This window comes from Muricauda sp. SCSIO 64092, assembly GCF_023016285.1.
GTDB lineage: Bacteria > Bacteroidota > Bacteroidia > Flavobacteriales > Flavobacteriaceae > Croceivirga.
In genome coordinates this window covers 3,410,447-3,436,985 of sequence record NZ_CP095413.1, presented here as the reverse complement: position 1 = coordinate 3,436,985, position 26,539 = coordinate 3,410,447, and the positions used below count along the sequence as shown (strand labels likewise).

The following is a 26,539-nucleotide window of genomic DNA, read 5'->3' as shown; positions in this document are numbered from 1 at the left end:
AAAAATAAGAAGCTTAAATCGACAATAATCACGAATAATGATGAGCGGCAATTAAGACCCCCTAAGCGGAAAAACGGGATCTATTCCGGGGGATACTTTGAAAAAACCTTTCCAACGATTTTTCTTAGCAGTTCCTCGCGTTCCAAAGGCGTACTTTTGGGTTTAAAACCACTCTCCGAAATAGCTTGCCAAAAAAGGGCATTCTTTTGGGAATCCACAAGATCAAACTGAATCATTCGCCGTAACCGGGAACTGCTGCTTACCGGAATACCCATGGAAATACCCCCACCGGCATTACCACCGGTTCCACCTATCCCAACTCCCAACGTATTCTGAGGCACATCGGGAAATTCCTCACTAATGATGTTTACAAGAATATCCGGTTCTTCCGAAAGCAAAAGACCTTTGGATTGCAGTGTTGAGTCCAATACCCGCAGTAATCGTCGCTCGTCCAATTCACTTAGGCCGGTTTCCATATCAAGGAAATAATTATAGGTGGCGTAATTGGAAAAATCGGTTCTTTTGGAATAATCATAGTTGACCTGCACCGCAGCACAACCGGCGAACAATAGCAAAACAAATAAGAGAGGAACAAACTTCATGTCACAAGATTGTTCTTAAAGTTATAAAATGTTGGAATGCAGAATGCGAAAAATAACAACTTAATCGTTCAAAAGCATCCAGAGTTTATCCTTTAACTCCAAAATTCCTTTTTGCGATACGGAAGAAATGAAAAGATAATCCACATCCTTAAAATCGTCCTTCAGGGAACGATCTATTTCCTCCGTCAATTCGTCATCGAGCATATCGCTCTTGGAGATGGCCACCAACCGTTGCTTATCCAATAATTCCGGATTATACCTGCGGAGCTCGTCCAAAAGGATCTCATATTCTTTGGAGATGTCCTTACTGTCTGCGGGAATCAAAAACAGCAGGGTAGCATTACGCTCTATATGCCGTAAAAAATAGTGGCCCAATCCTTTTCCCTCAGCAGCACCTTCAATAATTCCGGGAATATCCGCCATGACAAAACTCTTAAAATCACGATATTGCACGATACCCAGATTTGGCTTTAGGGTAGTAAACTCATAATCTGCAATTTTGGGTTTTGCGGAGGTCATCACAGAAAGTAAAGTGGATTTGCCGGCATTGGGAAAACCTACAAGGCCCACATCGGCCAAAACCTTCAACTCCAGGGTCAGGTTTTTCACCTGTCCCTCAATACCGGGTTGTGCGTAACGGGGAGTCTGGTTTACCGAACTTTTGAAATGCCAGTTTCCACGGCCACCGAGACCACCTTTTGCTACGGTCTTTTCTTCGCCATCTTCGGTAATTTCAAAAAGAAGCTCGTTGGAATCGGTATCCCGGACCACAGTTCCCAAAGGCACTTCCAAATAAATATCCTGTCCATTGGCACCGGTACTTCGCTGTCTGCCCCCATGTTCCCCATGTCCCGCTTTAAAATGCCTTTTGAACTTGTAATGGACCAAGGTCCAAAGGTTCTTGTTGCCCTTTATGACGATGTGACCGCCACGTCCCCCATCGCCACCATCCGGTCCACCCATGGCCACAAACTTTTCGCGGCGCAGGTGCGTGGACCCCTTGCCCCCGTTTCCCGAGGACACATGGATTTTTACATAATCAACAAAATTACCTTCCGTCATTTCAGCTCCTCTAATGACATTACCTCCCTAAAGTAATTGTTTATCTCCAGATACTCCTCCCGGTATATTTTTGTTTCCTCCGGAATTACCTCCTTCAATAGGGGAAGTACGGAATCCTTTGGCTTAAATTGCTCGGAAATCAATTGACGGCTACGTCTGATTCCAATTCCTTCCCGTTCAAAGAAGTATTGCTTGCTGAACAACAAAAAATCCGAACTCCCGGAGACTTTCCCGTTCTGTTTTGCTATTCTGGGGGCAACTCCGATATAATGGGCGTAAAGCACCCGCTCCCCTTTAAAATAAATATGTCTTTCAAAATAAATATAGCCTTCCCTTATGTGGCGAAAAACCGTTTTTTGCAGTCCATTCCCCTCTCGATAGGGCTTTATTAGAATGGCGGTTGATGAACCTGAATCTACCGGATATTCCGCTTTGAGTTCTTGGGCCTGCCCGTCATACGCAATCACCTCTTGCAAAATATCCTCTTTCCACTGTAATTCAGGATTACAGGAAAAACAAAGAAATAGGCAGAATACCAATGGAAAGATTCGAGCCACTCCTACAATTCATCGATTACCTTGCCCAATCGCTCGGTAATTTCGGCTATACCACCAATTCCATTGACGGAGTGGAACTTGCCCTGATTTTGATAGTAGTCCTTTAGCGGGGCCGTCTTTTCGTTGTATTCATCAAAACGGTTACGGATTTTGTTTTCGTCCTGGTCATCACTGCGGCCGCTTTCCTTTCCTCTTTCCAACAGCCGCTGTATTAAAATCTCATCATCCGCTTCCAAGGCAATAGTGGCATTTACCTGCATGTCCTTGCTCTCTAAAAAATTGTCCAAGGCCTGGGCCTGGGCCGTTGTTCGTGGGAATCCATCAAAAATAAACCCTGCCGCATCCTGGTTCTTCTCTACTTCGTCCTGCAACATTTTTATGGTCACCTCATCCGGCACCAGATCACCATCATCGATATAGGATTTGGCCAATTTGCCCAGCTCCGTGCCATTCTTGATATTGTAGCGAAACACATCTCCTGTGGAAATATGCTTCAAATTGTATTTTTCCTTTAGGAATCCCGCCTGGGTCCCTTTTCCAGCTCCTGGTTTTCCAAAAAGAACTAGGTTAATCATATTGGTCTGGTTTAATTGATAAACTTCCTTTAAATTCCTTCCAAGCTCATTATAGTCAAGTCCGTAGCCTACAATGAATTTAGTGGGTATTTCAAGCCCTACATAATCAATGGTATATTCCCCATTATAGATTTCGGACTTATAAAAAAGTGAGGCAATCTTAAATTCCTTTACATGGGTTTTCGAAAACAAATGCACTAACTTTTGTAATGTCCTGCCCGTGTCAATGATGTCTTCCAAGATAATGATACTGCGCCCTTCAATATCTTCGGAAACATCCAATAGGGTTTCCACAATGCCGGTGGAGGTCAACCCGTGGTAGGAACTCAATTTCACAAAAGTTACCTCACAAGGATGGGGATATTCTTTTAAGAGATCCGAAACGAACATAAAGGCCCCGTTGAGTACACCAACAAAAATTGGCACTTCATTCTTGTAATCCGCAGCAATCTCCTGTGCTATCTTTTTAACAGCAGCTTTGATTTCAGCTTCATTTAAAAATGGCTCGAAATATTTATCATGTAACTTTATCACCGAAATCCTTTAAACGAGGGGCGCTAAGATAGTGTTTTAGGATGTGTTTTACAGGTCCAATTCCAATGGAATCACGAATTCCGCGTATTTTTGTCCCCATTTCAATTGCGATATGGATTATTTCTCATCGGATTTTAAATTAGGAATACTGGGTGGAGGACAATTGGGCAAAATGTTGCTCTATGAAACCCGCAAATGGGACGTTTTTACCAAGGTAATGGATCTTTCGCCAGAAGCACCTTGCAAAATAGCCTGTAATGATTTTGTACAGGGAAATCTATTGGATGAAGATGCCGTTTTCAACTTTGGAAAGGATGTGGGCGTACTTACGATCGAGATTGAAAACGTAAATGTGGACGCTCTGGAAAAATTGGAGGCGGAAGGGGTTACGGTCTATCCACAGTCCAAGGTATTGCGGACCATACAGAATAAAGCGAAGCAAAAGTTGAGCTATCGCGACCATGACATCCCCACTTCGGATTTTTCCCGATTTGCCTATACTTCCGAAATTAAGGAGAGTATAGCCCATGGCGGACTGCAATTGCCCTTTGTATGGAAAAGTGCACAGTTTGGCTATGATGGACAGGGGGTAAAGATCATTCGAGAAATCGAGGATTTGAAAGGTTTGCCCAATGTGGAATGCATTGCTGAACAATTCGTGAACTTTAAAAATGAACTGGCCGTTATTGTAGCTCGAAATGCCCAGGGGGAAACCAAAACCTATCCCGTTGTGGAAATGGAATTCCATCCAGAGGCGAACCAGGTGGAATATGTTCTCTGCCCGGCACGAATTGATGAAACCGTTGCCAAAAGAGCACAGGAAGTGGCCCTGAAAGTATCCGAGAGTTTTGACCATGTAGGACTCTTGGCCGTAGAACTCTTCCAAACCCATGAGGATGAAATTTTGGTCAATGAAGTGGCCCCAAGACCCCATAATAGTGGCCATTATAGTATAGAAGCCAGCTATACCAACCAGTTTGAACAACATTTACGCTGTATTTTGGGGCTTCCCTTAGGTAAAACGGACAGTAAAGTTGCCGGGGTCATGGTCAATCTGGTAGGTGCGGAAGGGCATAGTGGTGATGTTGTTTATGAACATATTAAGGACATACTTGGCAAAAGGGGGGTAACCCCCCATATTTATGGAAAAAAGCAGACAAGGCCCTTCCGAAAAATGGGACATGTAACCATAGTTCACGAAAATATTGAACGTGCCAGGGAGATTGCCCAACAAGTAAAGGACAAAATAAAAGTTATCAGTAAATGAGCAAAGTAGCCGTTATTATGGGTAGCACCAGTGACCTTCCGGTCATGCAGGATGCCGTAGATATTCTAAAAGGATTTGATATTGAAGTGGATGTAGATATTGTATCGGCCCACCGCACCCCTGAAAAGTTATTCGAATTTGGTAAAAATGCCCACAAAAACGGATATTCGGTCATTATTGCGGGTGCTGGTGGCGCAGCACATTTACCGGGTATGGTGGCCTCCCTTTCCCCCTTACCAGTGATTGGTGTTCCCGTAAAAAGCTCCAATTCAATTGACGGATGGGACTCCGTATTGTCCATACTCCAAATGCCCGGTGGCGTACCCGTGGCGACCGTAGCCCTTAACGGTGCAAAAAATGCGGGGATTTTAGCAGCTCAGATTATTGGAAGTTCGGACAAATGTGTCCGAGATAAAGTTGAGGTGTACAAAGAAGGATTGAAACAAAAGGTGATCGCCGGTGCAAAAGAAGTGCAAACCAAAAAATAACGAATGGGAAACAAGGTTTCGCCATAAACCTAAAATGGACGACACCCTTAACCCTTAGCCCTTAGCCCTTAACCCTTAGCCCTTAGCCCTTAACCCTTAGCCCTTAGCCCTTAACCCTTAACCCTTAGCCCTTAGCCCTTAACCTTTAACCTTTAACCTTTAACATCAAACGAAACCCCAGGTTATGTCCCACTCAATAGAAACTTCAATGAATCCATTACTTCAACCCTTTGATACGGCCCCTTTTTCAAAAATCAAAAACGCGCACTTTAAACCCGCCTTTCTGAAGGCCATTGAAAAGACAAGGAGTGAAATTGATACCATTGTTGACAATCCCGAACCTCCAACTTTTGAAAACACCATAGAGGCCCTGGACTATTCCGGATATCAATTGGATAGGGTCTCCAGTGTGTTTTTTAATTTGAATTCTGCCGAAACCAACGATGAAATCCAAAAAATCGCCCAAGAGGTATCCCCATTACTTTCAGAGTTCAGTAATGACATTACCCTGAATGAAGGTTTGTTCCAAAGGGTTAAATCCGTCTTTGGGGAAAGGGAAAACCTAAAACTGGATAAAGAACAAAGGACACTTTTGGAAAAACGCTATAAAAGTTTCAGTAGAAATGGTGCCAATCTTCCACCAGAAAAGAAAACCAGACTTCGGGAAATAGACGCGGAATTGGCTAAACTCAAGTTAAAATTTGGAGAAAACGTTCTGGCTGAGACCAATGCGTATGAGCTGCACTTGACCAAAGAGACCGATGTTCAAGGGCTTCCTGAAAGTGCAAAAGAAGCCGCTTCCCAATTGGCAAAAAGCAAAAAAAAGGATGGATGGATCATTACACTGCAATACCCCAGCTACATTCCCTTTATGAAGTATGCCAAAAACAGGGAACTTCGAAAAAAGTTGTCCCTTGCCTTTGGTAGTAAGGGGTTTCATGGTGATGAATTGGACAATCAGGAAAATGTACTTAAGATTACCAATCTCCGGCATGAAAGGGCCAATTTACTTGGATATAAGACCCATGCGCACTATGTGCTCGAAGAACGCATGGCCAATTCCCCGAAAAGGGTGATGGACTTTCTTACCGAACTTCTGGAAAAAGCGAGGCCGGCAGCACAAAAAGAGTTTCAGAAATTAAGGGCCTTTGCAAAGGAGATGGACGGTATTGAGGACATTCAAAAATGGGATGGGGCCTACTATTCGGAAAAGCTGAAACAAAAGCTTTTCAACCTGGATGATGAACGGCTTAAACCCTATTTTAAACTGGAAAATGTCATCAACGGTGTGTTTAAAGTTGCCGAAAAGCTGTTTGGACTCACTTTTAAGGAAGTTTCCCATATTGATACGTACCACGAGGAGGTAAAAACCTTTGAGGTCTATGACGCTGACCAAAACTTTGTGTCATTGTTCTATGCGGACTTTCATCCCAGACCGGGAAAACGTGGTGGGGCTTGGATGACATCCTTTAAATCACAATTCCGAAAAAATGGGAAAAATGTGCGCCCACATGTGTCCAATGTTTGCAATTTTACCCCATCTACCGAAAGCAAACCTTCCCTACTCACTTTTAGTGAGGTGACCACATTGTTCCATGAATTTGGCCATGCCCTTCACGGTATGCTCGCCAATACCACATATCCAAGCCTTTCGGGGACATCGGTGTATTGGGATTTTGTGGAGTTGCCCAGTCAAGTGATGGAAAATTGGTGTTATGAAAAGGAGGCCTTGGAACTGTTTGCCCACCATTATGAAACAGGAGGGTCGATCCCTATGGAACTGGTCCAAAAAATAAAGGAGTCCGCCACTTTTCAAGAAGGCATGCAGACCTTACGCCAACTTAGTTTTGGGTTGTTGGACATGGCATGGCATAGTCAGGATCCATCGGACATCAAAAATGTGAAGGAATTTGAAAGTAAGGCATTTGAGGGCACCCAATTGTATCCAGATACTCCAGAGACCTGTATGAGCACCGCATTTTCCCATATTTTCCAAGGGGGCTATTCGTCTGGATATTACAGCTACAAATGGGCCGAAGTACTGGATGCCGATGCCTTTGCCTACTTTAAGGAGCATGGTATCTTCAATCCTGAAATCGCTAAAAAGTTCAAGGACCACGTACTCTCAAAAGGGGGTACGGAAAATCCCATGGCGCTTTACAAACGTTTTAGGGGGCAGGAACCGCAATTGGAAGCCTTGTTGGAACGCGCAGGTTTGTTAAAAGCTGATTGAACCAACTATTTAGCCAACAATTTGGTTGTGGTTTGTCCGGGAAATCCAGGGCATTGCACCTATTGATTTGTCTTTAACGTCCATAGGCATTGTTTCTGCACGTTACTTTTTTCAAACTATTGAAACTTTATTGTAATGTGATTGCGGTCGGTTTGTTAATAGATCCCCAAAGTTTGTGACCGTGAACTTCTTGTGATTTCTTTCTCGCTCATTTGTACGGAATATAACAAGAATCATTAACCAAAATCTACTACTTTTGATGTCTCTAAATAATACAATGCCAGTCCATCAGTTACATCCTGAAAATTGGGTCGATCTTTATGCCGATTACCTCTTTAACTACGCAATAGCCAGGGTAAGTGATTCCGAATTGGCCAAGGATCTGGTTCAGGATACGTTCATAGCCGGATTAAAATCGGCCAAGAATTATAAGGGCGATGCTGCCGAAAGAACATGGTTAATTGCTATTTTAAAGCGCAAGGTAATTGACCATTACCGAAAAATAAATTCAAAAAAAGGAAAGGCGGAAGTAAGGATTAATTATTCCTCCGACGAAGGCGAAGGTGATTGGTTGGAAGAGCGCGTTGCCGACCCTTTTAGCAAAGGGGGCGACGACTCCATCGAAAATGAGGAATTAGGAATGGCCATACAGGATTGCCTTTCCAAATTGCCCAAAAAACAGGCTACCGTGTTTAGCATGAAAACCATCCAAGGCATGAGTACTGAAGACATCTGTAATGAATTGGGAATTAATCCGTCCAATCTATGGGTGATGATACACAGAGCAAGGACTGCCCTTATGGGGTGTATGAATGAAAATTGGTTTTAGACGTATGAAAATATCTCGTGAAAAGGCAAAGGAAATTTGCACCAAAAGTCAATATGGAGAAGCCACTTGGTGGGAAATACTGCAACTTAAGGTGTATCTATTCTTTAGTAAGGAGCTGGCCCAGTTTTCCGCAAAGAACACCAAGCTTACGTCTTTATGTGAACATGCCAATCTTCAAACCCTTTCTGAAAAAGACAAAGAGCAATTAAAAAAAGTGCTCGAGGAGAACAGTTAGATCAACTTATCCATAGTGCTATCAACCAGTAGCAAAAAAATTGGAATCCCCTCAATCCAAAAAGAGGTATAGTATTTGGATTGGCCTTCTTTGGTGAAATATAGCGCGGCAACCAATAGACCAAAGACGGCTAAACTATACATCATACGCTTTGAATCCCACCCATCACTTATCAATCTTAGACCCAAATAAGACAAACATAAAACATATCCAATATATTTTGAATTTGATACCCCAAAGCGTTGGGGCAATGTTCTTAATTCCGGTTTGTCATATTCCAGGTCCCTTATTTCAAAAGGCAAAATCAATATTAATATCAATACAAAATTCTGAATTCCGAGCAACAAAACTTGTTCAGAAAACCCAAGTTGATGTTCAGCCGCCGGAAGCACCACGGTAAAACCTACCCAAACCAAGGCAACCAAAAAAACCTTAAGCCCGCCTAGACTCCTCAAATTCCTTGAACTCGGAAGAAAGGGGATGGCGTAAAGTGCAGAAATAACCGTTAAAATTCCAATAACGATCCAAAGTTGTAGGGGCAATAGAAAAAGGAAGTATAAGGAAATCCCAAAGGCCAAAAAACTTAAAACCTGAATGGGTTTATGTGAGGGTTTTGCAACAACGAGGTATTTATCCGCTTCCACCTCGTATTTCACAAAATTATAACAAACAATAGTGGCAAAAAAAAGAAAACCCGTTACGTGGACATTGATTGAAATGTTTAAGTTTTGGGCATTTAGGGCATATAGGGAAATGACGGCCAAGGCCACATGTATACTGGCATTGATATAAAATCGGAATAATCTCCTAAAAATCAACATTCAACAAATGTAATATGCTACACCATTAGATTAACTTTAAGTTAAAAACTTTGATGGAACACCCGCTGTAATTTGGGCCATTTCAGGGAATTATTCCCTAATTTTGGGCACTTTATTTTTCATAGCTAATGAACACGGAATCTTTTGCAATCCGCCATATAGGCGTAAGGGAGGAAGACCTCAAAAAAATGCTCGAAATCGTTGGAGTGGAATCATTGGATGAATTGATTGAGCAGGCCATTCCTTCGGATATTTTATTGAAGGAAAACTTAAATCTTCCAGAAGCCTTGAGTGAACCTGAGTTTCTAAACCTTATTGAGGCCCTGTCCAAAAAAAATCGCATATTCAAATCCTACATTGGTTTGGGATATCACGAAAGTATGACCCCTTCCGTCATAAAGCGAAATATTTTGGAGAATCCTGGCTGGTATACGGCATATACCCCATACCAAGCAGAAATCGCACAAGGGCGGTTGGAGGCCCTTCTCAATTTTCAAACCGTTGTTACGGATTTGACAGGTATGGAAATTGCCAATGCTTCCTTACTGGACGAGAGTACGGCCGCTGCAGAAGCAATGACCATGCTTTTTGATGTAAGGTCAAGACAGCAAAAGAAGCACAACGTACTGAAGTTTTTTGTCTCCGAGGAAGTCCTGCCACAGACCTTGAGTTTGTTGGAAACACGGTCGGCACCGCTCAATATAGAACTTGTCATTGGAGACCATCAAGAGTTTGATCTTACTCCGGACTATTTCGGGGCATTGCTGCAGTATCCCGGTAAATACGGTCAGGTTCATGACTATTCCGGTTTTGTAAAAAAAGCACAGGACAATGACATCAAAGTGGCCGTAGCGGCGGATATCTTGAGTTTGGTAATGTTGACACCACCCGGGGAATGGGGTGTTGATGTTGTTGTGGGTACCACACAACGTTTTGGGATACCCCTGGGTTATGGTGGTCCGCATGCGGCTTTCTTTGCCACAAAAGAGGCCTATAAAAGACATATTCCCGGTCGTATCATTGGCCTTACCAGAGATACGGATGGCAATCCGGCCTTGCGAATGGCTTTACAGACCAGGGAACAGCACATTAAGAGGGATAAGGCCACATCCAATATTTGTACGGCACAAGTATTGCTGGCCGTTATGGCAGGTATGTACGCCGTCTACCATGGTCCCAAAGGATTAATGAACATTGCCCATAGAATCCACAAGTACACTAAAACCATTGCCCAAAGTATTTCTGCTTATGGATTTGAACAATTGAACGATGTTTATTTTGATACCATACAATTTAAAGTGGACAACCTCAATGCCATTCGTGCCATTGCGGAATCCAGGGGTATCAATTTTAACTATATTGACCATGAGACCATTTCCATAGCATTGAATGAGGCATTTACTGAAAAGGATATCCATCCCTTGGTGGACTGTTTTGCTGAGTCGAAGGCCCAGGACCACGATGTACGAATCATGGAACATGAGGGACAGGTCATTCCTGCCGAACTCGTCCGGAAGGGTACTTTTTTAACACATGAAACCTTTAATTCCTACCACTCGGAAACCGAGTTGATGCGATACATCAAAAAACTGGAGCGCAAGGATTTGGCCTTGAACCACAGTATGATTTCCCTTGGCAGTTGTACCATGAAATTGAACGCCGCCTCCGAAATGCTTCCTTTGAGTTGGGCCAATTGGGGGAATATCCATCCTTATGCGCCAATTGACCAGGCCGAAGGTTACCATGTGGTCATCAAAGAACTTGAAGAACAACTAAATATCATCACTGGTTTTGCTGCAACTTCGCTTCAACCCAATTCTGGGGCACAAGGTGAATATGCAGGGCTTATGACCATAAGGGCATACCATCGATCGCGGGGGGAGGAACATAGGAATATTTGCATTATCCCGGCTTCGGCCCACGGTACCAACCCGGCTTCCGCAGTTATGGCAGGAATGCAGGTAGTGGTTACCAAAACAGATGAAAAAGGAAATATCGATGTTATCGACTTGGAGGAAAAAGTAAATCAGTATACGGACAATCTGGCCGCTCTAATGGTTACCTACCCTTCTACCCATGGCGTCTTTGAGTCCTCCATACGTTATATCACGAAATTGATTCACGATAATGGTGGCCAGGTGTATATGGATGGTGCCAATATGAACGCACAGGTAGGACTGACCAATCCAGCTGCCATTGGTGCAGATGTCTGCCATTTGAACCTGCACAAAACCTTTGCCATTCCACATGGTGGCGGTGGCCCAGGGGTTGGCCCTATTTGTGTTGCCGAACAGTTAAAACCATTCCTCCCTTCCAATCCTATAATCAAAACGGGTGGTGAAAAGGCCATAACGGCCATTTCTGCAGCTCCCTGGGGCAGTGCCTTGGCCTGCCTTATTTCCTATGGGTACATAAAAATGTTGGGGGCACGGGGATTGACGGATGCCACCAAAATAGCCATTCTTAATGCCAACTATATTAAAGAACGGTTACACGGTTCGTACGAAGTGCTCTATGCGGGAGAAAATGGGCGTGCCGCACACGAAATGATCATTGACTGTCGTCCCTTTAAAGAACATGGTATTGAAGTAACCGATATTGCAAAACGCTTAATGGACTATGGCTTTCACGCACCCACGGTTTCATTTCCGGTTGCGGGAACCATGATGATAGAACCTACGGAAAGTGAAGGGCTGGCCGAACTTGATCGATTTTGTGACGCCATGATCAGTATAAAAAAGGAAATTGATGAAGTATCCATTGACAATCCAAACAATGTGCTCAAAAATGCACCCCATACGCTGGCAATGGTAACCTCGGATGATTGGAACTTTACGTATTCCAGGAAGAAAGCGGCCTTTCCATTGGATTATGTTGCCGAAAACAAGTTCTGGCCTTCCGTAAGACGAACGGATGAGGCTTTTGGCGATCGTAATTTAATCTGTACCTGTCCTGCAATTGAAGAATATGCCGAAGTATAGGAAACACTTATAAACACTACTTTAAACCCATTCACTCAGTTGGAGAATGGGTTTTTTATTGCTTTGGGAATCGAATTCAAAGCTGTTGGACATCGGGCAATTTATTATGCATGCATATTAATGGTTGGTTCAACCGTTACCTTGTAACCAGAATTTGGGTATTATGGAAATTGCAATTACTGGAACCGGAAGCTATCTACCTTCCATTGTGACAAAAAACGAGGAATTCCTTGAACATGATTTTTTGGAAAGGGATGGTACGGCGATACAATATGGGAATGATACCATTATAGAAAAGTTTACCGCAATCACAGGGATTGTGGAAAGACGTTATGCCGAGGACGAGCATAAAACTTCGGATTTAGGCTTTTTGGCGGCAGAAAAGGCAATTGATGATGCACAGATTGACAAAGAGCAAATTGACTACATCATTTTTGCCCATAATTTTGGTGATTTGACCAAGGGAAAAGTCCAAAGTGATACCCTCCCCAGTCTGGCAACACGCGTCAAACACTTGCTTCAAATTAAAAACAGCTCCTGCGTAGCTTATGATATGATTTTTGGATGTCCCGGTTGGCTAGAAGCCGTTATACAGGCCAAGGCCTTCATTCAGAGCGGCATGGGCAATACCTGTTTGGTCATTGGCGGCGAAACCCTTTCCAGAATAATCGATCCCAATGACCGGGACAGCATGATTTATGCAGATGGTGCTGGCGCTGCCATCATCCAAAAAACCAAAGGTCAAGGAAGGATCCTGGGACATGCCAGTCAGACCCACGCCAATGGGGAAGCCTATCACCTGTTTTTTGATAAAAGCTATCATCCGGATAGTTGCCCCAATATCCGTTATATTAAAATGTACGGCAGAAAGGTATATGAATTTGCGTGTACCCATGTTCCCCAGGCCATGAAGGAATGCTTGGATAAAAGTGAAGTTGCCATTGACCGTATCAAAAAAATATTTATCCATCAAGCCAATGAAAAAATGGACGAGGCCATTATCAAACGATTTTATCGCCTGTACAAAAAAACACCTCCTGTTGGTATTATGCCCATGATTATCCAGGAAACGGGCAATAGTTCCGTTGCCACAATTCCTACGTTGTTCGATCGGGTCAAAAGAGGTTTGCTCCAGGACCATTCCATTGAAAAAGGGGATATCGTGCTCTTTGCAAGCGTTGGTGCGGGAATGAATATTAATGCCATAGTCTACGAGGTTTAGTAATTTAATTTGGTAATTGTCTTTTAGAATTGGATTTTTGAACCATGTATGAAGGCAAATATCCCCATAAACGTTATCGTCTTACCCTAGCGTTTCTCAAAAAACACATTTCCACGGAAGAGGCTATTTTGGATTTGGGTGTGGACAACCCATTTTCCAAAATCATGCGGAATGAAGGTTTTGATGTGCGGAATACGAAAGGTGAAGACCTGGACAATGATTTTTCCTTTGAGAAATATTCAAAAGTGAATGTGGTTACGGCCTTTGAAATCTTTGAACATTTGGTTGCCCCTTATAATGTGTTGACCCACATTAAGGCCAATAAACTTGTGGCGAGCATCCCCATGCGTTTGTGGTTTGCTTCCGCATATCGCAGTAAAACCGATCCTTGGGACCGACACTACCATGAATTCGAGGACTGGCAATTCAATTGGCTCCTGGAGAAAGCGGGTTGGGAAATAAAGGATTCCCTTAAATGGACAAATCCTACAAAAAAAATTGGGCTACGACCGTTATTACGATGGTTTACCAATCGATATTATATTGTTTATGCGGAACGGAGTAGCAAATTCCAAAACCCAAACTCCCCATAACAAAAGGCAAAAATGGAATTTATTGGTTGTCATTCCGGCGAAAGCAGGAATCCATGTATTTTTAGGGTTCCGTATCCCTGCCTGCCATTTCACAACAAATATATCAGGCGGGCAGGAAGCACAGCGTAACAAGTTATGTACATCACCATCATCATCCCTGCCCATAACGAAGAAAAGTACATTGCGGACTGCCTCCATTCGTTCGTACAGCAAACGGACCCACCGGAAGAGCTTATTATAGTGGATGACAATTCCACCGATGGTACCTTTGAAATAGCTTCAAGGTTTGCCCAGGACCATCCCTGGATAACCGTGATTCAACATACAAGTTCCAAAAAGCACCTGCCCGGGAAAAAAGTTATCCAGGCTTTTGATTTTGGATTGAATCATACCAAAAATAAATATGACCTTATCGGTAAGTTCGATGCGGATATCATCCTACCCCCCAACTATTTTGAACAGCTGCGAAACCATTTTAAATCCAACTGGTTATTGGGAATGTGTTCTGGCCTCCTGTACATAGAAAAAGATGGGAAATGGGTGTATGAAAGCGTTGCCAACAAAAACCATGTCCGTGGTCCGATCAAACTTTATTTTAGGCGGGTATTTGAGCAAATAGGGGGGCTTAGGCAAGATGTAGGATGGGATACCGTAGATGTTTTGCTTTGTCAATACCATGGTTTTGAGGTAAGGACGGATGACTCCTTAATCGTAAAACACCTTAGGCCCACGGGTCATGGTTACAGTACCCACAACTATCGTTCTAAAGGGGAAGCGCTGTACAGGATGCACTATGGCCTGCCTCTGGCCAAGTTGGCACTTTTCAAAATGGCATTGCACAGCAAAAGTCCCAAACTGTATTTTCAAGGGGTCCTTGGCTATGTACAAGCATGGATAAAAAACCTGCCCAGATTTGTTACCAAAGGGGAAGGAAAGTTTATCCGGAAACTTCGCTGGAAAGGGATTCTAGATCAATTATTCTAAAACTTCGGCAATTGGCTCCCCAGTAGTGCCATTGGGGAAGGCTATCCCCAACATACTGGCAATGGTCGGTGCAATATCCGGTATTTCCGTTCTTTCAAAAGTTTCGCCCTTCTTTATTCCGTTTCCATAAAATAGAAGGGGAACATGGGTATCATAAATCATAGGGGAACCATGTGTGGAACCCGTTTTTGGATAGGCAATAAAGCCCGGTCTCTGTACAAAAACCACATCACCGGAACGTTTTTGATGCCAACCCTGCTGAATTAAATAGGGAATTCCCGTGGATTGGGTGTAGTTGTTCCGCCATAACTGAAATCCGGTAAATACCTTATCCATGTCATCATAGTTCAAGATTTCCAACGCAATTTCCTCCTGTACGGCATCAAGTTCCATATCCAGGTTATCAATGACATTTCTATCCAAAAAGACCTGATAGTTGCTGATGGTTTTAACAATATCCGTGGTGCCGTACTTGTATTTTAGGAATTCATTGAACTTTGTCTTCAAAGCACCCAGATCCAAATAGCCAGCGGGGATTTTTTGGTCTACCAAAAACGCTGGAACGTGAATGGCCCCGTGGTCTGCAGTGAGAAAAACGGTATAGTTTCCCACGCCAACCTTACCGTCCAGAGTGGTTAACAATTTAGCCAGGTCCAGGTCCAATCGTAAATACGTATCCTGCACTTCCACAGAATTGACACCAAACATATGCCCTACATAGTCCGTACTGGAATAACTGACGGTAAAAAAGTCAGTGATGTTATCCCTACCCAAATCTTCGTTTTCCAAAACGGCCAAGGCGAAATCCGTAGTTATGGAGTTCCCGTAGGCGGTAGCACGTAAAATACTGGTACCTCCATTTTTTCCCCAGTGGGAAGGTAAATCATGGGGAAATGTGGTTGTGGCCTCCCCCCTGAATCTCCCTTCATAAATGTTTTGATCGGTGCCACTTTCTTGATATTCGGTAATTGGTTTTAAGGTCTCCCATGGTTTTTTATAGCTTTCCACGGCATCCGAAGCGTTAAAATCCACTACCCACTGTGGAAGGGCATCCATGTAATAGGTGCTGGTAATCCAATTGCCACTTTCCGTACCTTCAAACCAATATGCTGCATTGGCCGTATGTCCTCCCGGTAATACGGCCCCCCTATCTTTTAGGGCAACTGCAATGGTTTTTCCACGCATTTGGGTATGCAATCTGTTTTGGTCGGTAATGGTCGTGGTCAGCATCCGATGGGGAGACATTTTTCCCGCATTTGAGGTCGTCCCAACGGATTCAAAGCTATCATCGGAGGCCACATATACCTCAGTGTCAGTTTCCTTATCATACCAATCATTACCAATGATACCATGAACGGCGGGGGTGGTACCAGTGTATACGGAGGCGTGGCCCGGACCCGTACTGGTGGGCGCATAATTGAAATGATGGTTCTTACAAGTAAAACCCTCATTTATCAACCTTTTAAATCCTCCTTCGCCATAGTGGTTCCAGAATCGAGTCAAGTAATCATACCGCATTTGATCTACTACAATGCCTACTATGAGCTTTGGAGCCTTTACTTCAACCGGGACCGGTTCTTTCTTCTTGTCCCTGTCCTTGCCCCTGCGTTGCGCGGTTATCATGAAAGTCGTAAATAAGGTCAAGGTCAAAAGGGGAAGTAGTACTTGTCTTTGCATTACTTGATTTTTATTCGGGCAAAGCTATTTAATATTCCCATTTCAAAATTTAATTCAAGGTTAAATGCATTCAATATTCTTATTTTTACCAGCACGAAGAGGAAACCCATGAAGTACATCGCTGCCATAGGCAAGTATTTTATTATGGTCTGGGAGGTTTTTAAAAAGCCCACAAAATGGAGCATGATGCGCTCCCTAATTTTCAAGGAAATCGATGAGCTGATTTATGGCTCCATGGGAATCATCATTTTTATTTCCTTCTTCATTGGGGGCGTGGTCACCATACAGACCGCCCTAAACCTCACCAATCCATTCATTCCCAAAAGCCTTATTGGTTTTGCGACCAGACAGTCCGTAATCCTGGAATTTGCCCCTACGTTCACCTCTATTATCATGGTGGGAAAAGTAGGTTCCTATATCACATCCAGCATAGGTACCATGCGGGTTACGGAACAGATTGATGCTTTGGAGGTAATGGGGGTAAATTCGTTGAATTACTTGGTCTTTCCTAAAATAATCGCCATGCTGTTTTATCCCTTTGCCGTAGCAATTGCCATGTACATTGGCGTATTGGGCGGTTGGATTGCGGCTGTTTTTGGAAATTATGCCCCAAGTGGGGATTTTATACAGGGGCTGCAAATAGACTTCATCCCTTTTCACGTCACCTACGCTTTTATAAAAACCTTGGTCTTTGCATTTATAATCGCAACAATGCCTTCCTATTTTGGCTATTACATGAAAGGAGGGGCTTTAGAGGTAGGTAAAGCGGCCACAACCTCCTTTGTTTGGACCAGTGTGGTCATCATCATCCTGAATTATGTACTTACACAACTATTGCTCGGTTAATGATAGAGGTCGAAAACATACACAAATCCTTTGGTGAAACCCACGTCCTTAAGGGCATAAGTACGTCGTTTGAACAAGGTAAAACCAACTTGGTCATTGGACAAAGTGGTTCTGGAAAAACGGTTTTCCTAAAATGTCTCCTGGGCCTTTTTGAACCTGAAGAAGGAAATATCTGTTACAGCGGCAAGGTTTATGCCGATTTAACCCGTGACGAACGTCGGGACTTACGACAGGACATGGGGATGGTCTTCCAGGGAAGTGCGCTATTCGACTCCATGACTGTTGAAGAAAATGTACGTTTCCCCCTGGAAATGTTTACCCGAAAAGATAAGCAAGAAATGCAGGAGCGTGTAGATACCGTGCTACAACGGGTTAATCTTGTGGATGCCCATAAAAAATATCCATCCGAGATTTCGGGAGGGATGAAAAAGAGGGTGGCCATTGCCAGGGCCATAGTCATGAACCCGACCTATTTGTTCTGTGATGAACCCAATTCAGGTTTGGACCCAAAAACGGCCATTCTCATTGATAACCTGATTCAAGAAATTACCCGGGAGTTCAACATTACTACCGTAATCAACACCCATGACATGAATTCCGTAATGGAAATTGGTGAAAAAATTATTTTTCTTAAGGATGGTTTCAAGGAGTGGGAAGGCACAAACAAAGAAATCTTTAAAACGGACAATGAGGCCGTAACGAATTTTGTGTACTCCTCCGAGCTTTTCAAAAAAGTACGCCAAATGTATATTGAGGAGAGAAATTAACCGGCAACCACTTTATTTAACCCAATCTTAATTTAGCCCTCATACGGTATTTTCGGAATTTTTAGCAACTTCCCAAAAATTCCAAACATGAACCGTATCCTAATTTCACTCTTAGCATTCGTATGGATTTCCATGGGAACCGCACAGGACAAACCTACCATTTATATTGATATCCCTACTGATCGGAAACCCTGGAACCACACGGAATGGAATGATTCCGCCGAGCAATTTCAATTTGCCATAGTTACGGATAGGACCGGTGGTCGCCGCCCTGGTGTTTTCCCTATCGGCATCAAAAAACTGAACCTATTACAACCTGAATTTGTAATGAGTGTTGGAGATCTTATAGACGGATATACCCGGGACACCTTAAAAATAAATGCGGAATGGAAGGAATTCATGGGCTTTATAGATGCCCTGGAAGCTCCGTTCTTTTATGTCCCTGGAAACCATGATATCACCAATGAAGTGATGGAAGAAAAGTGGATGGAGCTTTTTGGAGTCTCCTACTACCATTTTGTTTATAAAGATGTCCTGTTTCTCTGCCTGAATTCCGAAGATAACTTGAGGGGTGCCGGTCGCGGTACTATTGATGATGAGCAATATGAGTATATAAAAAAAACCTTAGCTGAAAATTCCGAAGTAAAATGGACTTTGGTTTTTCTGCACCAACCACTTTGGGTCCAGGAAGATACCAAACGTTGGAAGGATGTTGAAAAACTGTTGGAAAACAGAAATCACAACGTTTTTGCCGGTCACTACCATCGCTATTGGAAAACAAAAAGGAACAACGGTAAGTATATAGCCCTGGCCACCACAGGAGGGGGAAGTCGTTTGCGCGGAAAAGCCTATGGTGAATTTGATCATGTGGTATGGGCCACCATGACAGAAGAAGGACCTATTTTGGCCAATCTTTTCCTGGATGGTATCTGGGACGAAAATGTGGTAACCGAGGAGTTGGTCGATCTTGTTCGAAATAGGCCCTTCCCGGTTCGCATTGAACCCATCTACCTAGAGGAAACAAATCCAGGGAACATGTCGGCCTCCGTTAGGGCCACAAATGATAGTGATGGAAAAATGCACGTGGAGCTAAAGGGTTATACCAACGACGAACTGTTCTATCAGTTTGATAAGACTTCTTTTGTTGTGGAACCAAATGATGTGGCTGTCTTTAATTTGAGTTTGAAGAATATGGATAAAATCGCGGTAGCTGATTTTTCCACCCTTAAAATCAAGGCAGAAATAACCTATGAATTGGAAAAAGCACCTAATGTTAGTTTTTCCTCGGTACTGAATTACCTTCCTTTTTCCAAACATACGATTCCAAAAAACGCCAAGATAAAACTGGATGGAAATTTAAAGGAATGGAAAGATGCAGATTGGATTTCGGTTGAAAATATGGATGGAACTCCCTTTGATTTTAAAGGTCCAACGGATTGCTCCCTCAAATTTGCCAAAGCATATGACGATGACTATTTCTATGTTGCCCTAAATATAACCGATAATGACCTCTACATAAAGGAAGAAGGTTCCCATTGGAATCAAGACAGAATAGTCCTGGGACTGGATGCCCGCGCGACCAACCTCAGTGCCTTTAATAAAGGAGAAGGAAGAGGAAGGGATTGGATTGCTTATTTACGAACGTTCAAGAAAGAAAATCCAGTCTATAATGAGAACAGACTTCCTACAGAAGTAAAAACCGAGGTAAAACGGAACGATACCGGCGTCACAATGGAAATTGCGTTTCCCTTGGAGTATATCCAAAAAATGGGGGGTGCCGATTGGTCCAGTCTTCGCTTTGGTTTGGGATACTATGATTATGATACCGACGACGAAAATCCAACTACGCATTTTTGGTTTCCGCCCTGGAACGCAAATCAGGACATTCCAGGGTCTGGGATGTTGTTCAAGGAATAATGATCATTCAGCCGTCCTGACAATCAAGGTAGAGTCCTGGAGTCTGGTCTTCAACCATAAGGAAAGCTTACGTTGGTCAGCATCCCTTTGCGATTGACGAACACCATCTTTCCATTTCACCTCAAAGACAGGAATGGTATCCGTTTTTTTAAAGTCCGTTTGAATTTGATAAGCAAACCCTACCGATGTCAGGTTCCCATAAATTATTTTGGCCTCTGACATCACCTCCTGAAAGGGAATACTTTTGGATGCCGCTTTGCTTAGGCTGGCCACCTCTTCTTCCAATACGCGAATACGTTCGTCCTTGGTAAGCAATTCTGCCTTCTTTGCCTCATAGAGTTCGGCCACATAAGTATACTTTTCCTGGGTGTCGTCCCTTCCGCCCTGTACAATATTGAATTCCGCCTCCTTAAGCCTGCTGTAGGTACTTTGTTTATTTCTCCATGAGCTGATAACATTCGCGGGAATCTCTTCAGAACCCATGCATACGATTTCAATCAATGAACCATGGTCGCTGTCATATTCCAGTTTGGTAAGATTGTCCAGGTACCTTCCATTTTGGGCAAATTCATAAATCTCTATGGTCTCCGATAAAAACTCCTGTGCTTGCTTCATGAACAACGATTCATTAAACGCGATATAGAAGGTGTACCCCGCCGGAAGCATCACTAAAAAACCAACGGCAGAGGCAATTCTGGCTATTCGGCGCCTTCGTTTTGAATTCGCATAACGCACCATTGGGAACCGCAAATATTTAATGACCAAAAAAGTTGCCAAACCAATAAAAATGGTATTGATCACAAACAGGTACATCGCACCCAGGGCATACCCGTATTTTCCAATGGCCAGTCCAAAACCCACGGTGCATAAGGGTGGCATCAATGCTGTTGCAATGGCTACCCCAAAAATGACACTGGCTATCGTTCCTTTTTTGGCCCGGGCTATCACCAGGGCCAGACCACCAAAAAAAGCGATCAATACATCCCGGATATCCGGTTTTGTGCGTGCCAAAAGTTCCGAGGACTCATCCTGGATAGGAAAAATATAGAAAAACAAAAATGCGGTAATCACACTAAGCACCACCATGACCACAAAATTCTTGATGGATTTACGTAAGGTTTCCACATCATTGATGGCCAAAGACATCCCCATTCCCAAAATGGGTCCCATAAGAGGGGAAATAAGCATGGCGCCTATTACCACTGCGGTAGAATTGGCATTAAGCCCCACAGAGGCAATGAATATGGAGCAAATGAGAATCCAGGAGGTATGTCCCTTAAAGGGGATATCCGCAATAATGGATTCTTTAGTGGCAATCTGATCCGTGTTGCTACGAATCTCCAGTAATTCCAAAGTGAACTTTCGAACGCTCCCCAGAAGTCCTTTAAAGTCCTTTTTTACCTCTTCGGAATTGGTCTCCGAAGTATGCCCATCCTCATTAAATAGATTTTGACTCATACGTTATGCGAAATGTTCCCCAAAAGTATCGCTTACCTGACTTCGGACTTTTTTAATATCCTGCTGTTTGGACTTGGGATAAATCAACAGCACATCGTCCTTATCCACAATAATAAAATCCTCAAGTCCTTCAACTACGACCACCTTGTTTTTTGGTGACCGGATCATATTGCCCTTGGCGTCCGTCAAAAGTGTCTTGGCATTGACCACGGCATTACCGGCACCGTCCTTGTCCAATTTTTCATAAAGTGCGCCCCAAGTGCCCAAATCATTCCAGTCAAACGAGGCGGGTAAGGTAAAAATGGCTTTGGACCGTTCCAAGATAGCGTAATCTATGGAAATGTTCTCCGCTTTGGGATAGTTCTTTTGAATAAAAGGTGTTTCGGCAGGAGTATTATAACAGGAAATTCCTTGCTGAAATAGTTGGTACTGATCAGGTTGGTACACCTTAAAGGCATTAACAATGGTTTTTACGCTCCACATAAAAATACCGGCATTCCAAAGAAAGTTCCCCTGGGCCAAAAAGTCCTTGGCCGTTTCCAAATCCGGTTTTTCCCGGAACTGGGCCACTTTTTTAAGTTGGGTCGTTTCCTTTTTTCCAAATTCAATATAGCCAAAACCCGTATTGGGATAGGTAGGTTTTATCCCTAAGGTACATAGTACTTCTTCCTTTTCACATTTTTGAAAGCATAACTTTACGTCATCTTCAAATGCTTGCTCATCCTCAATCCAATGATCGCTTGGCGCCACGATCATCACAGCATTTGGGTCGATTTTTTGGATTTTCAGGGCCGCATAAAGGATACAGGGAGCCGTATTGCGCATAGCCGGTTCCAAGACCACCTGTTCTTGTTTTACCGAAGGCAACTGCTCCAAAACCAAGTCATTGTAACGCTCATTCGTAAGTATCAAAATGTTTTCCGTAGGTACAAAACGGTTTAAACGATCAAAGGTTTTTTGAATCAAGGTTTTACCAATTCCCAACATATCATGAAATTGTTTGGGATTATTGGTGGTACTAACGGGCCAAAACCGGGACCCAACACCACCGGCCATTAAAACGGCATAATAATTTTTATTCATCGATTTCTTTAATCGGTTATTAATTCAACTTCGGCATTGGGCTGGAACAGGAACAATCGACCCGTTTCCAACTCAATACATTCATATCGTTTAACGCGTTTATTCCCTTTTTTAAAGAGCTTCCCGTTGTACAGACGAAAGGTACTTCCCAAAGGTATTTCAAAAACGTAGGACTTTTCCGATCGTTGCGCCTCGTCAAATGCCTTTAAAGCTATGGATAACCGTGCATCCGTACTGCTGCTTGCCTTTGGGTTTTTAAAATGTTCCGCCACCAAAGGAAGTAATTGGGCAGGAAATATTTCAGGGCGAATAAAGGGCAACATCAATTCCTGAAATGTCCTTTTCCACTCCTTTCCGTGGGGTTTGATCATTCTCCCGTAGGTTTCAAAGGCCACTAAATGGGCTATTTCATGAACCAAGGTGATCAAAAAACGGTATTTGTTCAAACTTGCATTTACCGTGATTTGATGTTGACCCCCGGGCGCCCGTCTATAATCCCCATGACGCGTTACTCGGTGGTTCACAATTTTAAGATGTACCGAATTATTTTTAATGAGTTCAAAGCAAGGGCCTACGGCACGTTCCGGCAAATATTTCTGTAAAGTGCTGTTCACTATTGCCATTTGAATTTACACGAAGTTACAAGCTACCTGCCAATATCTCCCAATAAAAACAACATTATCATTTTTTAGGAAAAAATGGTCCCGTGTGCTATAGGCAATTCCTATGTTGCCATTGACCGTTCCTCGATAACCTGACCTTGTTGGATGGATTTTCCTATATTTCATTAAAATTAGCCATACCACAAACCCGGTGTTTAGACGATTTAAAGGGAAAACCATGAAAATAGGAAAAAGAACTTGCAGCAATTGGGTTTTATTAGTTTTATGTATTGTGGCCCTACCGCTAGCGGTACATCCCCAAAATGAAAATAGTAAAAATGAAATCCTGAAAAACGGGGAAACCATCCGAAAAGCCTTTTCAGACGGAGATATCGAAAAAATAAGATCACTTCACCACCCGGACGTCATTAAAGCGTTGGGATATAATGACCTCAAAATAGGAAGGGATGAAGTTATAAGCGGACTGGAAGAAACATTGAGGAACTTCAATTTGGAATTCCTTAAGAATGATGTGGAAAGCATTTTGGTAAAAGACAATATCGCAATTGAGCAAACCAAGTTCTCCATTAAAGGAACTCCAAAAACCGGTGGCGAGCCCTTTATATTTATGGGACGAACAATGGTAACCTATGTTAGGTACGATAAAAGCCCGACAGGTTGGGCAACCATTCGTGAAATAATTCAACCGGCAACCAACTAAAAAAAGAACAAGACAGGGGCCAGCTAGTGGGTAAATTCATTTCCCGAGGGGTTGATGACATTCAAAGAAGCGATACGAAAACCCTATTCCACTGGCTCTCCTGGCATACAATGACCACTTTATATGAACAAAAAGACACTTTTTACCATTCGCATTGCCCTAATCGTTGCTTTGGGTGGCTTCCTTATGGGTTTTGACGCCTCAGTAATTTCGGGAGTGAACAAATTTGTCCAGATAGATTTCAATCTCACGGACCTGGAACTAGGTTTCTCCGTGAGTTCTTTGACCATCGTTGCCGCTTTGGCAATGATGATCTCCGGACCATTGAGTGATCGCTTTGGAAGAAGGATCATACTCAAATCCTGTGCAGTGGTTTTTACCGTATCGGCCATAGGTTCGGCTTTGGCCCCGAATTTTTTGTCTTTCCTCATCTTTCGGATGCTCGGCGGTGTAGGTGTGGGGGCATCACTGATTCTGGCACCCATGTACATTGCTGAAATCTCCCCTCCTGAACAAAGGGGCAGATTGGTTTCTTTCAATCAATTAAATATTGTACTTGGTATTACCGTCGCTTTTTTTAGCAACTACTTCATTCTTTCATTGGGAGACTCGGATGCCAATTGGGTACGGGCATTGGGAATTGCAGAAAACAACTGGCGTTGGATGTTGGGAGTTGAGGCATTGCCGGCCATTCTTTATTTCTTTGGACTACTATCCGTGCCCAGAAGCCCTAGGTGGCTCCTAATGAAGGAGTTGGTAAAGGAAGCAAAAACCGTACTTAGAAAGTTCGGTTCGGAAGAACAGGCAGAGAAGGATATAAAGGCCGTAACAGCATCTTTGGAAAATGATAAGAACAAGGCCTCCCTTGCGGAGTTGTTCAGACCCGCCATGCGATTGGTGATTACCATTGGCATAGTAGTAGCTATTCTACAACAGATTACGGGAATTAATTCAGTATTTTTTTACGCACCCATGATTTTTGAGCAATCCGGGATAGGAACGGATGCCTCCTTTATCCAAGCCATACTCGTAGGGGTGACCAACCTCATCTTCACCATTCTGGCCATGGTACTCATTGATAGGCTTGGACGAAAACCGCTCTTGGCATTTGGGGTAGCAGGAATAGGCGTATTTATGGTGTTATTGGCATATGGCTTCAATTCTGCAACCTACAGGCTTACCCAAGAGCAAATCAACACACTGCCGGACACGGAACTTAGGGAGGAACTCTCTATACTGGTAGGGAAGTCGTTCAAAAATGATGTTCAGTATAAGAACGAGCTCAAATTAGTATTGGGAACCGAAAGGGCCAAACAACACGAGTCGGAATTGATTACGGCCGCCATAGACATGAATCCATCCCTTATACTTATTGGTATTATTGGCTTTGTAGCCTGTTTTGCCATTTCCTTGGGTCCGGTTATGTGGGTGTTGTTCTCTGAGCTCTTCCCCTTAAAGATTAGGGGGATTGCCATCTCTTTCGTTGGATTTGTGAATTCTGCCGTATCGGCGGGTGTTCAATTCATTTTCCCATGGGAGTTGTCCACTATTGGCAGTGCACTGACCTTCCTTTTATACGGGTTGTTTGCATTTGCAGGCCTTATTTTTATAATACGGGTCATTCCAGAGACCAAAGGCAAATCCTTGGAAGAACTTGAAGCACAATTGGTAAAATGACGCTACAAAAACTTTGTGGGTTATTAAGGGTTTGGAACAAAAGGTAAACAATGGTGGGTTTCACCAATCTTGTTTCATCGAATGGCTTCCCTACAATCCGAAATCCCTAAGAAAGCGTTAAGGTGTGGTACTGCTTACCTGCAGCAGCTTACCATTGTAAAACTGATGGCCCGTTAAAGCAAAGTGTTTGATATAGTTTGCCATTTGTTTGGCAGTCAAAGGGGCTTCGTAGCCCGGAAAGGCCTCAGCCAACATCTCGGTCTGTACGGCTCCAATGGCCAAAACATTGAATGAGGGTCCCGTTTCCTTGAATTCTTCCGCCCAAAGCTCTGTAAGCGTAATTACCGCTCCCTTACTGGAACTATATGCTGATAAACCCGGAAATTTCACACTTCCCTGCACACCTCCCATAGAACTTATCGTAACCACATGTCCTTTGTCCATTTTTGGTACCACCAATCGGGTAAGTTCCGCCACTGCAAACACGTTTACTTTGTAAATGGCCTCAAACTCATCCGTCGTCGTTTCCAAAAAAGGTTTGTTCAGCAATGCCCCTGCATTGTTTATAAGAATATCCACCCCTTCCCAATCCGCAATAAATTCCCTAACCTTTTCATGATCTTCTTTGCTACATAGATCACAGGAAAATGTGGCAATATTGGCATGGTTGACATCCAAAATAGGCCTTGGGTTACGCGAAAGTGCCAGAACCTTATGACCGTCATCAGCAAAAAGCTTGGCCAATTCAAAGCCAATCCCACGACTGGTCCCGGTAATGATGATATTTTTTTTGGACATGGTTTTCTAT

24 protein-coding genes are annotated in these 26,539 nt (G+C 43.2%); 14 read left to right on the top strand and 10 right to left on the bottom strand.

Annotation, left to right across the window (positions count from 1 at the left end):
* Nucleotides 1-80: 80 nt before the first annotated feature.
* The 4 genes from L0P88_RS14530 to L0P88_RS14515 are packed head-to-tail and all read right to left on the bottom strand — an operon-like array spanning nt 81 to nt 3,330.
* Entirely contained in the window at nt 81-602 is a 522-nt protein-coding gene (locus tag L0P88_RS14530; RefSeq protein WP_247130636.1) for a DUF4136 domain-containing protein, read from the bottom strand.
* Nucleotides 603-662: 60 nt separating this feature from the next.
* The gene (gene obgE, locus L0P88_RS14525; RefSeq protein WP_247130634.1) at nt 663-1,664 is read right to left on the bottom strand and encodes a GTPase ObgE; all 1,002 of its coding nucleotides are present in this window, start codon (nt 1,662-1,664) and stop codon (nt 663-665) included.
* Nucleotides 1,661-2,221 (bottom strand): hypothetical protein, encoded by a 561-nt coding sequence (locus L0P88_RS14520; RefSeq protein ID WP_247130633.1) that lies wholly within the window; start codon nt 2,219-2,221, stop codon nt 1,661-1,663. Before L0P88_RS14520 ends, obgE begins: the two co-directional genes overlap by 4 nt.
* Nucleotides 2,222-2,223: 2 nt before the next feature.
* The gene (locus L0P88_RS14515) at nt 2,224-3,330 is read right to left on the bottom strand and encodes an adenylate kinase (RefSeq protein ID WP_247130632.1); all 1,107 of its coding nucleotides are present in this window, start codon (nt 3,328-3,330) and stop codon (nt 2,224-2,226) included.
* Between the two features lie 112 nt (nt 3,331-3,442).
* Here L0P88_RS14515 and L0P88_RS14510 point away from each other — a divergent pair, with 112 nt between their 5' ends.
* The 5 genes from L0P88_RS14510 (at nt 3,443) to L0P88_RS14490 (ending at nt 8,382) form a co-directional block, all read left to right on the top strand.
* Nucleotides 3,443-4,597, top strand: coding sequence for a 5-(carboxyamino)imidazole ribonucleotide synthase (locus tag L0P88_RS14510; RefSeq protein ID WP_247130631.1), 1,155 nt, complete (start codon nt 3,443-3,445; stop codon nt 4,595-4,597).
* Nucleotides 4,594-5,085 (top strand): 5-(carboxyamino)imidazole ribonucleotide mutase, encoded by a 492-nt coding sequence (purE, locus tag L0P88_RS14505; RefSeq protein WP_247130630.1) that lies wholly within the window; start codon nt 4,594-4,596, stop codon nt 5,083-5,085. The genes L0P88_RS14510 and purE overlap by 4 nt, the downstream gene beginning before the upstream one ends.
* 208 nt (nt 5,086-5,293) lie before the next feature.
* Nucleotides 5,294-7,318 (top strand): M3 family metallopeptidase, encoded by a 2,025-nt coding sequence (locus L0P88_RS14500; protein WP_247130629.1) that lies wholly within the window; start codon nt 5,294-5,296, stop codon nt 7,316-7,318.
* Between the two features lie 277 nt (nt 7,319-7,595).
* Entirely contained in the window at nt 7,596-8,147 is a 552-nt protein-coding gene (locus L0P88_RS14495) for a sigma-70 family RNA polymerase sigma factor (protein ID WP_247130628.1), read from the top strand.
* A 4-nt stretch (nt 8,148-8,151) separates the two neighbouring features.
* A complete protein-coding gene (locus L0P88_RS14490) occupies nt 8,152-8,382 on the top strand; it encodes a hypothetical protein (RefSeq protein WP_158779610.1) in 231 nt (76 codons plus the stop codon).
* On the opposite strand, the gene L0P88_RS14485 is transcribed toward L0P88_RS14490, so the two are convergent.
* Nucleotides 8,379-9,203 carry a hypothetical protein gene (locus L0P88_RS14485; protein WP_247130627.1) on the bottom strand — a complete coding sequence of 275 codons (825 nt, stop codon included), beginning with the start codon at nt 9,201-9,203 and terminating at the stop codon, nt 8,379-8,381. The two genes, L0P88_RS14490 and L0P88_RS14485, sit on opposite strands and share 4 nt — an antisense overlap.
* Before the next feature lie 128 nt (nt 9,204-9,331).
* Here L0P88_RS14485 and gcvP point away from each other — a divergent pair, with 128 nt between their 5' ends.
* From gcvP to L0P88_RS14465, 4 genes are all read left to right on the top strand, one after another.
* Nucleotides 9,332-12,184 carry an aminomethyl-transferring glycine dehydrogenase gene (gcvP, locus tag L0P88_RS14480; RefSeq protein ID WP_247130626.1) on the top strand — a complete coding sequence of 951 codons (2,853 nt, stop codon included), beginning with the start codon at nt 9,332-9,334 and terminating at the stop codon, nt 12,182-12,184.
* Between the two features lie 163 nt (nt 12,185-12,347).
* Nucleotides 12,348-13,406 (top strand): 3-oxoacyl-ACP synthase III family protein, encoded by a 1,059-nt coding sequence (locus L0P88_RS14475; protein WP_247130625.1) that lies wholly within the window; start codon nt 12,348-12,350, stop codon nt 13,404-13,406.
* A gap of 44 nt (nt 13,407-13,450) precedes the next feature.
* Complete coding sequence (locus L0P88_RS14470) at nt 13,451-13,999, top strand: methyltransferase (RefSeq protein WP_247130624.1); 549 nt, start codon at nt 13,451-13,453, stop codon at nt 13,997-13,999.
* 135 nt (nt 14,000-14,134) lie between these two features.
* Nucleotides 14,135-14,983: a glycosyltransferase gene (locus L0P88_RS14465; protein ID WP_247130623.1), complete on the top strand. Its 849-nt coding sequence runs from the start codon at nt 14,135-14,137 to the stop codon at nt 14,981-14,983.
* Here L0P88_RS14465 and pafA read toward each other — a convergent pair.
* A complete protein-coding gene (gene pafA, locus L0P88_RS14460; RefSeq protein ID WP_247130622.1) occupies nt 14,975-16,660 on the bottom strand; it encodes an alkaline phosphatase PafA in 1,686 nt (561 codons plus the stop codon). The genes L0P88_RS14465 and pafA overlap by 9 nt on opposite strands.
* 108 nt (nt 16,661-16,768) lie before the next feature.
* On the opposite strand from pafA, the gene L0P88_RS14455 reads away from it, so the two are divergent.
* The 3 genes from L0P88_RS14455 to L0P88_RS14445 all read left to right on the top strand — a co-directional run bounded on the left by L0P88_RS14455 (nt 16,769) and on the right by L0P88_RS14445 (nt 20,190).
* Entirely contained in the window at nt 16,769-17,506 is a 738-nt protein-coding gene (locus L0P88_RS14455) for an MlaE family ABC transporter permease (protein ID WP_158779617.1), read from the top strand.
* A complete protein-coding gene (locus L0P88_RS14450) occupies nt 17,506-18,273 on the top strand; it encodes an ABC transporter ATP-binding protein (RefSeq protein ID WP_247130620.1) in 768 nt (255 codons plus the stop codon). The genes L0P88_RS14455 and L0P88_RS14450 overlap by 1 nt, the downstream gene beginning before the upstream one ends.
* Nucleotides 18,274-18,360: 87 nt before the next feature.
* Nucleotides 18,361-20,190, top strand: a complete 1,830-nt coding sequence (locus L0P88_RS14445) for a metallophosphoesterase (RefSeq protein WP_247130619.1) — start codon at nt 18,361-18,363, stop codon at nt 20,188-20,190.
* Between the two features lie 3 nt (nt 20,191-20,193).
* Here the strand turns inward: L0P88_RS14445 and L0P88_RS14440 are convergent, their stop codons facing one another.
* From L0P88_RS14440 to L0P88_RS14430, 3 genes are read right to left on the bottom strand one after another with little or no spacing between them, the layout of a single operon-like run.
* The gene (locus tag L0P88_RS14440) at nt 20,194-21,648 is read right to left on the bottom strand and encodes a DUF389 domain-containing protein (protein WP_247130618.1); all 1,455 of its coding nucleotides are present in this window, start codon (nt 21,646-21,648) and stop codon (nt 20,194-20,196) included.
* Nucleotides 21,649-21,651: 3 nt separating this feature from the next.
* Nucleotides 21,652-22,731: a mannose-1-phosphate guanylyltransferase gene (locus L0P88_RS14435; protein WP_247130616.1), complete on the bottom strand. Its 1,080-nt coding sequence runs from the start codon at nt 22,729-22,731 to the stop codon at nt 21,652-21,654.
* Between the two features lie 8 nt (nt 22,732-22,739).
* On the bottom strand, nt 22,740-23,354 hold the full coding sequence (locus tag L0P88_RS14430; protein ID WP_409557684.1) for a SprT-like domain-containing protein: 615 nt from the start codon (nt 23,352-23,354) through the stop codon (nt 22,740-22,742).
* 217 nt (nt 23,355-23,571) lie between these two features.
* Here L0P88_RS14430 and L0P88_RS14425 point away from each other — a divergent pair, with 217 nt between their 5' ends.
* Both L0P88_RS14425 and L0P88_RS14420 read left to right on the top strand, forming a co-directional pair.
* Nucleotides 23,572-24,054, top strand: a complete 483-nt coding sequence (locus L0P88_RS14425) for a YybH family protein (RefSeq protein ID WP_247130614.1) — start codon at nt 23,572-23,574, stop codon at nt 24,052-24,054.
* Nucleotides 24,055-24,177: 123 nt separating this feature from the next.
* On the top strand, nt 24,178-25,731 hold the full coding sequence (locus L0P88_RS14420; RefSeq protein ID WP_247130613.1) for a sugar porter family MFS transporter: 1,554 nt from the start codon (nt 24,178-24,180) through the stop codon (nt 25,729-25,731).
* 117 nt (nt 25,732-25,848) lie between these two features.
* Here L0P88_RS14420 and L0P88_RS14415 read toward each other — a convergent pair whose 3' ends face one another.
* Nucleotides 25,849-26,529 (bottom strand): SDR family NAD(P)-dependent oxidoreductase, encoded by a 681-nt coding sequence (locus L0P88_RS14415; protein ID WP_247130612.1) that lies wholly within the window; start codon nt 26,527-26,529, stop codon nt 25,849-25,851.
* Nucleotides 26,530-26,539 lie beyond the last annotated feature (10 nt).